General features: G+C 73.0%; 12 protein-coding genes. 7 read left to right on the top strand and 5 right to left on the bottom strand.

Annotation, left to right across the window (positions count from 1 at the left end):
• Positions 1-69: 69 nt before the first annotated feature.
• Complete coding sequence (locus OG361_RS35440) at positions 70-981, top strand: LysR family transcriptional regulator (RefSeq protein WP_405860183.1); 912 nt, start codon at positions 70-72, stop codon at positions 979-981.
• 89 nt (positions 982-1,070) lie between these two features.
• Positions 1,071-3,245, top strand: coding sequence for a hypothetical protein (locus OG361_RS35435; RefSeq protein WP_405860181.1), 2,175 nt, complete (start codon positions 1,071-1,073; stop codon positions 3,243-3,245).
• Positions 3,246-3,385: 140 nt separating this feature from the next.
• On the opposite strand, the gene OG361_RS35430 is transcribed toward OG361_RS35435, so the two are convergent.
• Together OG361_RS35430 and OG361_RS35425 are read right to left on the bottom strand one after the other, a co-directional pair.
• Complete coding sequence (locus tag OG361_RS35430) at positions 3,386-5,551, bottom strand: putative bifunctional diguanylate cyclase/phosphodiesterase (RefSeq protein WP_405860179.1); 2,166 nt, start codon at positions 5,549-5,551, stop codon at positions 3,386-3,388.
• Complete coding sequence (locus OG361_RS35425; RefSeq protein WP_405860177.1) at positions 5,548-6,360, bottom strand: SAM-dependent methyltransferase; 813 nt, start codon at positions 6,358-6,360, stop codon at positions 5,548-5,550. The genes OG361_RS35430 and OG361_RS35425 overlap by 4 nt, the downstream gene beginning before the upstream one ends.
• A gap of 617 nt (positions 6,361-6,977) precedes the next feature.
• Here OG361_RS35425 and OG361_RS35420 point away from each other — a divergent pair.
• The 3 genes from OG361_RS35420 to OG361_RS35410 all read left to right on the top strand — a co-directional run bounded on the left by OG361_RS35420 (position 6,978) and on the right by OG361_RS35410 (position 9,078).
• A complete protein-coding gene (locus OG361_RS35420) occupies positions 6,978-7,568 on the top strand; it encodes a hypothetical protein (protein WP_405860175.1) in 591 nt (196 codons plus the stop codon).
• A 19-nt stretch (positions 7,569-7,587) separates the two neighbouring features.
• Positions 7,588-8,352 carry a hypothetical protein gene (locus OG361_RS35415; protein WP_384573489.1) on the top strand — a complete coding sequence of 255 codons (765 nt, stop codon included), beginning with the start codon at positions 7,588-7,590 and terminating at the stop codon, positions 8,350-8,352.
• Positions 8,353-8,520: 168 nt separating this feature from the next.
• Entirely contained in the window at positions 8,521-9,078 is a 558-nt protein-coding gene (locus tag OG361_RS35410) for a hypothetical protein (RefSeq protein ID WP_405860173.1), read from the top strand.
• A 131-nt stretch (positions 9,079-9,209) separates the two neighbouring features.
• On the opposite strand, the gene OG361_RS35405 is transcribed toward OG361_RS35410, so the two are convergent.
• The gene (locus OG361_RS35405) at positions 9,210-9,728 is read right to left on the bottom strand and encodes a hypothetical protein (RefSeq protein WP_405860171.1); all 519 of its coding nucleotides are present in this window, start codon (positions 9,726-9,728) and stop codon (positions 9,210-9,212) included.
• A gap of 426 nt (positions 9,729-10,154) precedes the next feature.
• Between OG361_RS35405 and OG361_RS35400 the strand changes: the two genes are divergently transcribed.
• Complete coding sequence (locus OG361_RS35400) at positions 10,155-10,817, top strand: class F sortase (protein WP_384573481.1); 663 nt, start codon at positions 10,155-10,157, stop codon at positions 10,815-10,817.
• 61 nt (positions 10,818-10,878) lie between these two features.
• Here the strand turns inward: OG361_RS35400 and OG361_RS35395 are convergent, their stop codons facing one another.
• Together OG361_RS35395 and OG361_RS35390 are read right to left on the bottom strand one after the other, a co-directional pair.
• Positions 10,879-11,754, bottom strand: coding sequence for a polysaccharide deacetylase family protein (locus OG361_RS35395; protein ID WP_405860169.1), 876 nt, complete (start codon positions 11,752-11,754; stop codon positions 10,879-10,881).
• A 98-nt stretch (positions 11,755-11,852) separates the two neighbouring features.
• Positions 11,853-13,082 (bottom strand): CapA family protein, encoded by a 1,230-nt coding sequence (locus OG361_RS35390; protein WP_405860167.1) that lies wholly within the window; start codon positions 13,080-13,082, stop codon positions 11,853-11,855.
• A gap of 260 nt (positions 13,083-13,342) precedes the next feature.
• On the opposite strand from OG361_RS35390, the gene OG361_RS35385 reads away from it, so the two are divergent.
• On the top strand, positions 13,343-13,900 hold the full coding sequence (locus OG361_RS35385) for a sigma-70 family RNA polymerase sigma factor (RefSeq protein WP_405860165.1): 558 nt from the start codon (positions 13,343-13,345) through the stop codon (positions 13,898-13,900).
• Positions 13,901-13,903 lie beyond the last annotated feature (3 nt).

The following is a 13,903-nucleotide window of genomic DNA, read 5'->3' as shown; positions in this document are numbered from 1 at the left end:
GAGAGGTCCAAGACATGGTCCGGCTGATCTCGATAGGCGTCACCTATCCATGTCCTCTACGCTGGGGGCATGCAGTTCCAGCAGCTCCTCTACTTCGTCGCTGTGGCCGAGACCCGTCACTTCACCCGGGCCGCCGAGCGCGTCCATGTCTCGCAGCCCTCCCTCTCCCAGCAGATCAAGGCCCTGGAGCAGGAGTTGGGCGCGGAGCTGTTCAGCCGGGCCCGGGGGAACATCGCGCTCACCGACGCGGGCGAGGCCCTGCTGCCGCTCGCCCGCCGGATCCTCGCCGACACGGAGACGGCCCGGCTGGAGGTGCAGGAGCTGGCCCAGCTCAAGCGGGGCCGGGTGCGGCTCGGCGCGACGCCGAGCCTGTGCACGGGACTCCTTCCGGACGTCCTGCGCGCCTTCCACGACCTGCACCCCGGGATCGAGCTCCTCATCGAGGAGGGCGGCTCGCACGACCTCGTACGGGAGCTGGCGCGCGGGGCGCTCGACCTGGCGCTCGTCGTGCTGCCGCTGCCGTCCCCGTCACCGGCGCTGACCACGGTCGAGCTGCTCCGGGAGGACCTGGTGGTGGTCTCCTCGGCCTCGGCGCCCGCGCCGCGCCGCCCGGTGCGGATCAAGGACCTGCGGGACCAGCCGCTCGTGATGTTCCGGCACGGCTACGACCTGCGGGAACTGACCGTGGCGGCCTGCCGGGCGGAGGGCTTCGAGCCCACCTTCACGGTCGAGGGCGGGGAGCTGGACGCGGTGCTCGGCTTCGTACGGGCGGGGCTCGGGCTCGCGGTCGTACCGGCGATGGTCGCCGCGCGGGCCGGCCGCGACCTGCGGGTGACGGCGCTCGCCCGCCCGGGCCTGCGCCGCACCATCGCGCTGGCCCACCGCAGCGACGTGGCGCCGCCGAGGGCGGCGCGGGAGCTCCAGCGGGTGCTGCTCGCCTCGCGCCGGGGCGGCCCGGACCCGGCCGGGGCCACGGTCTGAGGCCGGAGCCACCGTCTGACTCCGGAGCCACGGGCCGAGGCCCCGAAATCCGCGTGCGACAGGCAGCGCGCGGCTGCGAGCATGCCTCCATGGTCCACGCTCTCGAACACCTGGTCGTCCGGCACACCCACCGTCTCCCCTCCCCCACCGGTCCGGCCGGAGACGGGGCCGCCGCCGTTCGCAGGTTCGACGCGGCCCTGATGACCGCCGGGTTCAAGCTCTCGGGCGAGCTGATCGAGCGCCTGTCGGGATTCGCGGAGCCGACCGTCGTCGACACCGCCGTCCAGACCCTGGCCACGGTCCGCGAACTCGTCGGCGACCACGTGCGGCACAACGTCTACTTCGTCGACTTCCCGGCCAACGTGCCGGACACGCTCGACTTCTGGATGGCGTGCGTGATCGAGGCGCTCGACGACGACGACGCCCGCGCCGGAACGCTCGACCAGCTGCGCGCGGGCGTCCTCGACCTGCTGACCCTCCCCTCGTACGGCCGATACCGCCACACGTACGAGGAGATGCTCTCCGTGCACGACGAGCTGATCGCGGCGGCCGGTGACCGGCTGACGGTGCTGCACCTGGGCTCGGACGTGGACGCCGAGGTCACCGGGCTCTATCTGGCCCTGGCCGGCAGCACGACCCCGCTCGGTGAGGAGCATCTGCGCGATCTGGCCGTGCTCGCCGAGCACTGCGCGGACGGCCCCCAGCCCGAGACCATCACCGTTCGGGAGAACCGCGCCGTGGTCAACCGCGCCCGGCTGCGGGCGGGCACCGCCCCGCTGCTCGACACCGTGACCGATGTCCTGCGGCTGGCCTGCGCCCTCGCGGAGGGCGATGTCACCCTGCGCGAGCCGACCCGTTTCCGCGCGCTGCCCCGCCCGTACCGCCGCGCCCTGCTCTCGGGGCTCGACGCGGTGGTGGCCGCGTCCCCGGCCAAGCTCGCGGACGTGTCCGCGCACGCGGAGGCGTGGAAGCGGCTCGGGGAGCGGCTGCACCCCCACGAGTACCCGCACTGGCCGCACGCCGCCGAGGTGTTCGCCGTCGCGCGGGGTGAGCGGAAGGCACCGTCGCTCGACAGCCGCGTGGAGGAGCTGCTCGGGCGGGGTGATGTCACGGGCGCGGCCGAGCTGTTGGCCTCGGCGGCCCCGGGGCGCCTGTTCCGCGCCCTGGACCGGCTCCTGCGCGGCGCGGCGGAGGGCAAGGAGCGGGATGCCGTCCTGGCGGCCGCCGAGCGGGCCGCGCCGGAGGTGTCGGGCCGGGTCGTCCTGGCGGTGCGCGAGCACGTCCAGAATCGCGCGGACGAGAGTCGTGAGCGCCGCGTGTTCGTGAACCGGGAGGGCAAGGCCTGGGTCACCGCCGACACGCGCCCGCCGCTGGCGGACGCCGTCCGCGAGCGGCTCATCGAGGTGCTCGACGCGGAAACCCGGCGTCGGCTGCCGGACCCCGGACACCTCCTGATCGACCCCGAAGTCCTCGATGTGGCGCTGCCGTTGAGCGGCCGGGCGGCCTCGGCGGGGCTCGGCGTCCTGCCGCGCGGCTCCGTCTCACCGGTCGAGGGCGAGTTGCTGCGCTTCTTCACGTACTGGAGGGAGGCCGGGCGCACCACGGACCACGATCTGTCGGCAATCGTCCTGGACGAGAACTACGCGACGGTCACCTGGCTTTCGTACACGGCGCTCACCGACGTCGAGGGCAGTCACTCCGGTGACATCACCGCGGCGCCGGACGGGGCATCGGAGTTCATCGATCTGCGGCTCGGCGCAGTGCGCGGCACCTTCGTCGTTCCGCAGGTGCACGTCTACTCGGGCGAGGGCTTCGACGAGGCGGCGGAGTGCTTCTTCGGCTTCATGCTGCGCGAGTCCGCGCAGCGGGGTCGGCCGTTCGAGCCGCGTACCGTCCGGATGAAGTCGGATCTCCGGGGGCCCGGCCGGGTCGCGCTGCCGCTCGCGTTCCGGCGGGACGACGAGGGCCGCTGGCACGCGCACTGGCTGCATCTGTACCTGCGGGGCACACCGTCGGCGAACCGGGTCGAGGAGCACCGGGTCTCGATCGCGGTCCTGCTGCGCGGTCTGATCGGCCGGACTCCCCTGACGGTTCGCCATCTTGTGGCGCTGATGGAGGAGTCGGGGGCGCCGGCGACGCTGTGGGACGGTCGTACGCTGCCGGACGCCCCGGTCACGTACATCGGTCTGGAACGTCCGGACGGCCTGGCTCCGGGCTCGCGCGTGCTCACTCCGGAAAATCTGCGCGACCTGCTGCCCGCCTGAGTGTTACGGTCGTCCCGGGGCGAGGCCATGGAAAGGCTTCCTTCTCATCCTCCAATGAAATAGCCTCTCCGCTTTCCTCCCCCGTACCTCTTCCGGCCTCCCCGCTTCGCGTGGGGAGGCCGGTTTCGTACGCCCGGGTCTCAGACCGCGTCCGCCAGGAGCAGCGAGTGGATGCGGTCCGGGGCGCCGGGGCGGGCGTAGTACCAGCCCTGGGCGGTGTCGCAGCCTAGGTCGCGGAGCTGGCGCGCCTGGGCGCCGGTCTCGACGCCCTCGACCGTGACGGCGAGCTCCAGGCTGTGCGCCAGGGAGACGATCCCCTCCACGATCTTCAGGTCGACGGGGTCCACCGGGTGCTGCTGCATGCCGCGGGTGAAGGAGCGGTCGAGCTTCAGGACGCTCACCGGCAGCCGGCGCAGGTTGGCCAGGTTCGAGTAGCCGGTGCCGAAGTCGTCGAGCGCGATGTCGACGCCCATCTCGGCGAGTTGCCGCAGCGGCTTCAGCAGGTCCTCGTCGGCGCCGATCAGCGCCGACTCGGTCACCTCCAGGCAGAGCGCGCCCGGTTCGAGCCCGGACCGCTCCAGAACGTCGACGGTGTCGGCGACCAGGCGCGGGTGGTGCAGCTGGGTCGGCGAGAGGTTGACGTTGATGCGCAGCGGGCCGCCGTCGGCGTGCCGGGCCTGCCAGAAGCGGGCCTGGCGCACCGCCTCCTGGAGCACCCAGCGACCGAGCGGCACGATGAGGCCGGTGTCCTCGGCGAGCGGGATGAAGCGGTCGGGGCCGAGCACCCCGTGCTGCGGGTGGCACCAGCGGACGAGGGCCTCGGCGCCGTGCACGCTGCCGTCGTCGAGGTGGACGAGCGGCTGGTACTCGATGAAGAACTCGCCGCGCTCCAGGGCCGTGGGCAGCGCCGTGGTGAGGCCGTGCCGGGTGATGGCGCGGGCGTCGGCCTCGGGGTCGGCGAGCTCGAAGCGGTTGCCGCCCGCGGACTTGGCCCGGTACATGGTGATGTCGGCGCTGCGCAGCACCTCGGCCGGGGTCCGCTCCCCCGCCGGTCCCTCGACCACGCCGAGGCTGCCGCGCACGGTGAGTTCGCGGCCGTCGATGCGGAGGGGGGTGGCGAGGGCGGCGAGGATGCGGTCGGCGAGTTCGGTGACGTCCTGCTCGCCGGCGGCGCCGGTGGTGAGGGCGACGAACTCGTCCCCGCCGAGCCGGGCCACCATCTCGCCCGAGCCGGTGACGCAGCTCTGGAGCCGGTCGGCGACCTCGACGAGCAGCCGGTCGCCCGTGGAGTGGCCGAGGCTGTCGTTGATGACCTTGAAGCCGTCGAGGTCGAGGTAGCAGAGGCCGAAGCGGGCGTTGTCGCCGGGGGCGAGCGCCTTCTCCAGGCGTTCGAAGAACAGGGTGCGGTTGGGCAGCCCGGTGAGCGCGTCGTGGGTGGCCTCGTACCGCAGGCGCAGGTGGAGCAGGCGCCGTTCGGTGGTGTCCTCCATGAGGGCCAGCTGGTACTGGGGCCGGCCCTCGGCGTCGCGGAGGAGGGAGACGGTGAGGTTGGTCCAGAGAACCGTTCCGTCGCCGCGGTAGTACGGCTTCTCGACCCGGTAGTGCTCCCGGTCGCCGCGGACGAGCTCCTCGTACAGCTTCCAGACGTGCGGGCCGTCCTCCGGGTGGACCCACTCGCTCACGTTCCGGCTGCGCACCTGGCCCTCCATCCCGCCGAACATGCGGGTGAGGGTCTCGTTCACCTCCAGGACGTTGCCGTCGAGGTCGGCGATGCCGATGCCGATCGCCGCCCCGTCGAAGACCGCGCGGAAGCGGCTCTCGGTGGCGTGCAGGGCGATCTCGGCGGCGCTGCGGGCGGCGAGCGCGGAGCGGGCGATCGCCTCCTGCTCGGCACGGGTCCGCTCGCGGAGGGCCTGCGCGTAGCCGACGGCCATGGCGTGCTGGAGCCGGGCGCAGCGGGCGCGGAGCTCCTCGGCCGGGACGTCCGACTCCGTACCGCAGTAGAGGACCAGGTACGAGTCGACCACGCCGAGGCTGCGGCCGAGCGCGTCGGGGTCGGTGCAGTGGGCGGCGACGAGGGCCGCGCCGGCGCCCTGGGCCGGGGCCGTGTCGAAGGGCCGGGCGTGCAGCGCGTCGCACAGGGTGCGGGCCAGCGGCAGCAGGTGCCCTTCGAACTCGGCGCGGGTCAGCGAGGTGGCGGTCACCGGGAAGATCGCGCGGCTCCAGATGGTGACGAACCGCCTGAGTCTGTCCTCCGGGCCGTCGGCTTCGGCGACGGCGCCGGTCGGCTGCGACGGGACCTTCACGGCTTGCGCCCCACCCCTGCGAAACCGGAGAAGGCCCAGGGGTCCTCCTCCTCGACCGAGCTCTCCGGTCGCCAGGCGGGCATCGGGACGAGGCCGGGCTCGACCAGCTCGGTGCCCTCGAAGAAGCGGGTGATCTCCTCGCCCGACCGCATCACCAGGGGGTTGCGGATGTTCCGGTAGACGCCGACGGTGCCGCCCGCCTGCTCCTCCGTGAGCGGGATGCCCTCGTACGAGGCGTGGGTGACGACGAGGAGGCTGCCGGGCGCGAGGCCGTCGATCAGCTCGGCGACGGCTTCGTCCGGCCGGTCCGCGTCCTCCAGGAAGTGGAGGACGGCGACGAGGAGCAGCGCCACCGGCCGGTCCAGGTCGAGGAGTCGGGACACCTCGGGGCTGTGGAGGATGTCGGCCGGCTTGCGCAGGTCGGCGGCGACGACCGTGGCGGCCTCGTCCCCCTCCAGGACGGCCCGGCTGTGGGCGACGGCGACCGGGTCGTGGTCGACGTAGACGACCCGGGCGGCGGGGTCGGCGGCCCTGGCGACCTCGTGCACGTTGCCGAAGGTGGGTATGCCGGAGCCGATGTCCAGGAACTGGTTGACGTCGTTGTCAACGGCGTACCGGACGGCACGCCGCATGAAGGCACGGTTCGCCTGCATGATCTTGGGCAGGCCAGGCATGAACTCCATGGCCTTGCGCGCCGCTTCCCGGTCGACTTCGAAATTGTGCGAGCCGCCCAGATAGAAGTCGTACATACGGGACACGCTCGGCACCGAAATGTCGATACCCGGCGGAGCCCAGGCGGGACGCTCCATCAATGTCTCCAACAAGTCGCCATGGGGGATGCGGCCATGTGTTCGCGGCCGGTGTTCGAGGTGAGGCTACTGATCGCCCGCCGGGAGAGCGAGTAGAAACGGAAATTCGCGGTCCGTTCTTGGTCACACGTCATTGGCACATGCTCTCGGAGCGCAGAGTTCACGCCTTCAGGGCGTGCAAATTCACGTGCATATGAGTGTGCGTCGACTTCCCCGCCGTCCGCCACCGGCCCGGACGGCGGCCCAGGCCCCGGCCGCACCTCGGCCGTTGGCCCCGACGGGGCCCTGCCGCCGGTGCAGGATGCCCTGTTGGCCCACTCGCACGACAGGGCGACAACCGGACAGTTCTGCCACCGGAGCCCTGCGGAAGTCCCGGCGGGGTCACCACGGGGTCCCGGCGGGACCCGACTAAGTCAGGTCGGCGGCAAGCCGGGTCCGGGAGGGCTCCCGGCGGTGAATCGCGCGGCCCTCCGACACCCGGCCGACACCCGGGCATTGCGCCGAATCCGCCGCCGGCCCGGCGAAACGTCAAACCACGCGTCCCGAGAACCCCACCATCCGGCGAATCCCCGCCGTTTCCGCCCCGGTTCGCCGCGTCTGTGATCAAGCTCGACGGCGTGTCTCTGTACGGATCACTCCTCGCGCGGTCGCTGGCGGCCCTCGGACTGGTGTGGCTGCTCGCCGCACCCGTCCCGGCCGCCGCCGACTCCTGCGCCTACGCCACGACCGGCCCCGACGGTTCGCACACCTCGGTGGCGGTCATCGGACCGGGCGCGTGCTCACCCACCCCGGCTCCGCCGCCGCCTCCACCACCCCCGAAGCCCACGCCCCGGCCCACGACGCCGAAGCCGCCTTCCCCGCCCGTCCCGGCGCCACCCCCGCCTCCCGTACGGACGACGACGCCGCCGCCTCCCCCGGTGACCACTCCCGCGCCCCGCCCGGAGCCCGCCTCACCGGCACCGGTCACCACGGTCCCGCCGGCGCGCACTCCGGCGCCCGCGCCCCCGGCGTCCCCTCCCGCCCCCGCCCCCGCACCCGCGCCCACCGCGCGGCCCCGGATCCCGGCCCAGGGCCCCGTCGCCCTCCCCCACTACCGCCGCGCCGCGCGGCCCCAGCCGAAGGGCGGCACGTCCGTCCTCACGATGACGCTGGTGATCATCGCCCCCGCAGTGCTCGCGACCGCGATCCTGCGCCCCCGCTCCCGCTGAGCTCCGCCGGAGGTTACGCATGTCCGAATGGCTTGTTCTCACCCTGGCGATGGCCGCCGCCTGCGCCGTCGTCCTCACCATCGTCGTCATCAACCACCGCCGGATCCCGGAGGACGACGACCCCAGCGAGACCCCCGACGTCATCGAGTACATGACGATGATGATCGGCGTGATCTACGCGATCGTCCTCGGCCTGGCCATCGCCGGCGTCTGGGAGGCCCGGGGCTCCGCACAGGAGACCGTGCGGCAGGAGGCCCAGGCGATGCACGAGATCTCGGCCCGCGTCGAGGTGTACCCGCAGGCGGTCCGCGAGCGCATCCGCGCCGACGTCGACGCGTACGTCGGCTATGTGGTCAACGACGAGTGGACGTACATGGCGGAGAACGGCGAGCTGAGCGAGGAGGGCACCGCGCTCCTGGAGAAGGTGCGGCGCAGCGTCACCGACTACCAGCCTGCCAACGACTTCGAGGGACAGGCGTACCAGCCGCTCGTGGACCAGGTGGCCGCCGCAGACGATGCCCGGGGGGCGCGCGGGCAGAACGCGGGGGCGACCATGCCGGGGGTGGTGTGGTTCGGCCTGATCATCGGCGCCCTGGTGACGGTCGGACTGATCTTCACCCTGCAGATCCGCAGGACCGGGCGCGAACTGCTGCTCGCCGGACTCTTCAGCGTGCTGATCGCCTTCCTGCTGTTCCTCATCTGGGACTTCGACGCGCCGTTCGGCCGGGGCATCTCGGCCACCGCCGCGCCGTTCACCGATCTGTTCCCGCAGGTCACGGGGTGAGCCCGGGCTCCCGAGTAGGCCGCACGGGGGACAAGGATGCCCCATTCGCGCGTCTGGGATCGCGGATGTGGTAGTGCGCTCCTAGCGTTTCGGACATCGAGGTGTACGCACGGTCTTTCGCGGAAACCCCCTTTCCGCGGCTGCCCCTCGGGACCCGGAGGATTCACCATGCGCGCGATACGTGCCGCGACCACTGCCCTGCTGGGGGCGGCCGCCCTCGCCCTGGCCGCCCCCACCGCCGTCGCGGCGGACGGTGCTCCCGCACCGAACCCGCGAGCGGCACGGGCCAAGGCACCGGGCGATTTCGTCGTGTCACCCTCGCTCGTCGCCCCGGGCGGCCGGGTGACGCTGAGCGCCCCCGGCTGCGCCAGTACGGCGACGGCCTCGGCCGGCATCTTCGACACCGTCACCATCGCACCGGGCTCGGCGGCCATCGCCACCGTGGACTCGGACGCCCGGCGCGGCGCGGCGTACACGGTGTCGTTCAACTGCACGGGCGGCGTCCAGGACACCGTGGTCCTGACCATCAGCGGTCTGCCCACGGCCACCCCGACCATCAGCTCCACCATCCTCACTCCCCCGCGTGGCGTGCAGGGCGGTCTGGGCGGTTCGGTGGGCGGCTTCGAGCCGCTCCAACTGGCTGCCGGAGGTGCCCTCGTGCTCGCCGCGACCGTCGGCGGCGTGTACGTGGTGCGTCGCCGCTCCGGCTCGGCCCGTCGTCACTGAGCAGCCGTCGTGCCCGGTCCGGCGCCCGGCGTCCGCGGACGCCCGTCGCCCCCGGGTCCTGGCAGGGACTCGGGGGCGACGGGCACAGCGGGCCGACCGGGACGGACCGGCCGACCGGGAGGTTCGACCGATCAGACCCCCACACCGGTCATACGGCGGCGACGGGCGATGAAGAGCCCGCCGCCGAGCGCGGCGGCGGCGACCAGGCTGCCGCCGACGGCCATCTCCGTGGAGCTGGGGGCCAGCGAGCCGCCGAGGCCGCCCTGGGCGCCGCGGCCCGGGAGGACCCGGAACGGCTCCGTGACCACGTTGGAGCCGCCGTTGCACCTGACGGCCAGGTTGTAGTTGCCGGGAGTTGCGTTGTTGTAGACGCGGGCGACGGCGGTGGAGACGCCGTTGCCGCCCGAGAGGGTGGCGTCCGGGAAGGCGTTGGACGTGACCGTGCCGCCACGGTTGCAGCCCCTGGCGGTGATCGTGAGCGTCGACCCGGGGTGGACCTCGAAGGGGCTGACGGTGACGTTGCTCGGGGTGTTGTTCGAGCCACCGCTGACGACGTTGCCCGGACCGTAGGTGGCGGCGGCAAGGGGGGCCGCAAGGCCGACCGCCGCGATCGCGGTGGCGGTCACCGCCAGAGTGCGTGCTGCACGCATGGTTGAACCTCCAGTGGAAGACGCCCCAAAGCGGTGCTCCGGGAGTGTCGACGAGTACGCCCTCCATGACGAACCATCACAAGTCGGAGCGAGCCGCGCATTTCGGCACTGGTCCACCCCGGTGAGGCGACACGCCCGGAATCGGGTCCTCGAAGGAGGAAGAACCGCAGGTCAGAGCAGATCGGGCCGCTTATCTGACGATTACTCGGATGGGTCAGCCCCGTGTCACCCACCTGTCGGCTGCCCGTCACCCGGGGCGCGCTCCACGCTGCCCCCGGGCGCGCGCGGGGCAGGAGGGACGTCGGCACACCCTCGTACCCGCGCTCCGACACCCGTCCGGCGGCGGCCCCCACCCGTTCGCACCGTCCGGCGCGACGGTCCGTCAGGTCGCCTTTACCGTTCTGACGACGCCACGAAGGGAGAACCATGCCCCCGAAGGACTTCCGCGTCTTCCAGCGCAGGAGACGCCGCCCCTGGGGCGTCCTGGCCCTCGCCATGCTGTCCGGGATCGCGATGATGCGCAACGGAGTGGACGTCGCGGACGGGCCTCCGCAGCCCACCGCGGCGGCCCGTCCGGTGGCACGCCCCGTCACCCCGCCGCAGGACGGGGCGACCGAGGGTCTGGAGCCGCTGCCCTTCGCCCCCGCCTCCCGGATCAAGATCCCGGCGATCCAGGTCGCGGCCCCGATCATGGACGTGGGCCTGGACCCGGACGGCTGGGTGGCGGCCCCGCCGCCCCAGGACGCCAACCTCGCCGGCTGGTACCAGAACGGCATCTCCCCCGGCCAGCGCGGCACCGCGGTGGTCGTCGGCCATGTCGACAACGCCCAGGGACCCGCGGTCTTCTACGGCCTGGGCTCCCTGGAGAAGGGCCAGCACATCGAGGTCGAGCGGTACGACGGCCGGATCGCGGTCTTCGAGATCTACGGGCTCGAGGTGTACTCGAAGGACAACTTCCCGGGCGTGCAGGTGTACGCCGACACGGGCGAGCCCGAGCTGCGGGTCATCACCTGCGGCGGCGGGTACACGCGCGCGCGTGGCTACGACGGGAACGTCGTCGTGTACGCGCGGATGGTCGGCTCCCGCTAGCGGGACACGCGAAGGGCCCCGGCACCTGGTGGTGCCGGGGCCCTTTCCCGCACCGGAGCATTCAGCGCCGGGGGACGGTGATGTGGTAGCCCGCGTCGAGGAGTTCGGGCAGGTAGCGGCGGAGCGCGGCCACGCTCTGGGCGCGGTCGCCGCCCGCGTCGTGGGAGAGGACGACCGCGCCGGGGGCGGCCCCGTCGAGGACGCGGCGGACGATGGTCCCGGTGCCCGGCTCCTTCCAGTCCAGGGTGTCGACGGTCCAGGCGAGCGGCTCCATGCCCAGTTCGGCACCGATCTCGAAGGAGTGCCGGTTCCAGGCCCCGTAGGGGGCGCGGTACCAGAGCGGGGCCGCGCCGAGGGTCCGTTCCACGACCTCGCTGGTGGAGCCGAGCTCGTCGCGGATCCGGGAGGGCCGCAGCTTGGGGATGAGCGGGTGGGACCACGAGTGGTTGCCGACGACATGGCCGTCGGCGGCCATCTCCCGCAGCAGGTCCGGGTTCTCGACGGCCATCTCTCCGCAGACGAAGAACATCGCCCGGCAGTCGTGGCGGCGCAGGGTCTCCAGGATGGCGGGGGTGTAGCGCGGGTCGGGGCCGTCGTCGAAGGTCAGCACCATCGAGCGGCCGACCCCGGACATGCTGAGGAAGGGCCGCTGCCGGACCGGCGGCACGGCCCGCCGGAAGGCCGGGGGCGCGTACGCGGTCATCGGCTGGAGCCGGTACGAGGACGGGCGGAGCCGGGCGGCCCGCGCGGCCTGCGGTCCGCCCGCCGATCCCGATCCAGTTCCCGGGGCGCCCTGGGGAGCGGGGGCGGCGCCCGCGGGCCCGTCGGGGGCGGCGAGCCGGTCGGCCGCGAGGTAGCCGACGGTGGCCGTGGCGCCGAGCGCGGCGGCGAGGCGCAGCACCGCCCGACGCCCACTAGTCATCTCATCCTTTTTCATGACTAATAGTTCGTACGGGCGAGGGTCCACCCGGCTCATCGACACCGGCCGCCTGTGCGAAAGCACCCGATGAGCCGATAGCCGGAAACGCCCCGGCCCTACTTCCCCATCACCAGGCCGTCCTTGTCGGCGCCGCGGCCGAGGACGACCTGCCGGATCGTCTCGCGGATGGCGGTGTGGCGCGGGTCGCCGTCCCCCGCCGCGCCGAGGTTGACGACCCGGCCCCGGCCGGTGTCGAACCACTGCGGGACGAACTCGGCCTTGCTGACCTCCCATCGCCCACCGGGCGCCTTGGGCGGGGCGAAGGTGAAGCGGCCGAGGGTGCCCTGGTTTCCGCGGGGGTCGAAGGCACCCTCGTGGTTGATCATGTCCCCGGCGATCTGGTCGCCCATCCCGTAGACGACCCAGGTGCCGTTGACCTTCTCGTAGGCCTGCGGGATGTGGGCGTGGGTACCGATGATCAGGTCGATGTCGGGACGGCCGCCGCTCGTGGAGGCGGTCAGCGCGCGACCGAGCGAGAGCTGCCGCCCGTCGGCCTCCGTCTGCCACTCGGTGCCCCAGTGGACGCTGACCACGACGACGTCGGCGCCGGCCGCGCGGGCGGCGCGCGCGTCGTCGATCACCTTGCGCTCGTCGAGCAGTTGGACCGCCCAGGGCTGCCCCTGGGGCAGCGGGTAGCCGTTGGTGTCGTAGGTGTAGGCGAGCTGGGCGACGGTGGCGCCACCGGCCTTGAGCAGCGTGGGGCGCGCCGCCTCCTCGGCGGTACGGGCGGAGCCGGCGTGCCGGACCCCGGCCCTGTCCAGGGCGTCGAGGGTGCGGCTGAGACCGGCGGCGCCGTCGTCGAGGGTGTGGTTCGAGGCGGTGGAGCAGGAGTCGTAGCCGGTGGCCTTGAGCGCGGTGGCGACCTCGGGCGGCGACTTGAAGGCGGGGTAGCCGGTGTAGGGGCCGCCCTCCTCCCCGTAGACGGTCTCCATGTGGCAGATGGCCAGGTCGGCGCGGGAGACGACGTCCTTGACCCCGGCGAGCATGGGGGCGAAGTCGTATCCGTCGCCGCCGGCGTCCTGGGCGGCGCGACGGATGATCGAGTCGTGCGGGAGGACGTCACCGGAGGCCACGAGGGTGAACCCGGCGGGCGCGGGGGTCGTGCCGGGAGCGGGGGTCGTGCCGGAGGCGGGGGGCGTGCCGGAGGTGGAGGACGGTGCGGCGGGCCGCCCGGCCGGGTCACCGGGGGCGGTGCCGCCCGGGCCGCCGGCTTCCGAACAGCCCGTGGCCGCCGCGAGGAGGAGGGCGGCGACCGCCACCACCGCCGGTCTGGTGCGTGAGGTCATGTACGGCACTCCGCTCAGTCCTTGCTATGAACATCTGTTCTGAAGAATTGATCTCGCGAGAAAGCCCCAGTCAAGGGTCAAGGCCGCAGAAGCTCATGAACCCCGCTGAAACGGACGCAACGACTCCGCCTGACCGTTCGCCGTACCATTCGCCGCTCGGTGCGACCGTTCGTCGCAGACCGCTGTCCGTTCCCTGTCTCTCCGCTTCCGGATGCGTTCGTATACCGCCGGGACGACGGGCCGCGGGAGAGGCGGGAAGCATGAAGACGGCGACGACCGACGAACGGAACCTGGAACAGCTGCAGCGGGACCACGGTCCCGCGCTGCTCTCCTTCCTGCTCGGGCTGACCTACGGGGACCGGCAGCGGGCCGAGGACCTCGCCCAGGAGACCCTCGTACGGGCCTGGCTCCACCCCGAGGCCTTCGAAGGGCCCTACGCCTCCATGCGGCCCTGGCTCTTCACCGTGGCCCGCCGACTGGCCATCGACGCCCGCCGCTCACGCCTCGCCCGGCCCGCCGAGATCGGCGACGGCGTGCTCGCGGTGACCCCCGACCCCGCCGACGCCACCGCCACCGCCGAGGCCGCCCTCGACGTACGGGCGGCCGTCCGCGAACTGAGCCCCGAGCACCGGGCGGTGCTCGTCCGGCTCTACTTCCGCGGCCTGACCGTCAACGAGGCCGCCGTGGACCTCGGCATCCCGGCCGGGACCGTCAAGTCCCGCTCGCACTACGCGCTGCGGCAGCTCGGCCGTTCGCTGCCCGGCTACCGTCCGCGGCGCGCGGGCGTTGCCCGGCCGCGCGCCGCGGCCCCACAATGACGC

The organism is Streptomyces sp. NBC_00090, from assembly GCF_045160815.1.
Lineage (GTDB): Bacteria > Actinomycetota > Actinomycetes > Streptomycetales > Streptomycetaceae > Streptomyces.
This window is presented reverse-complemented; position numbering and strand designations above follow the sequence as displayed.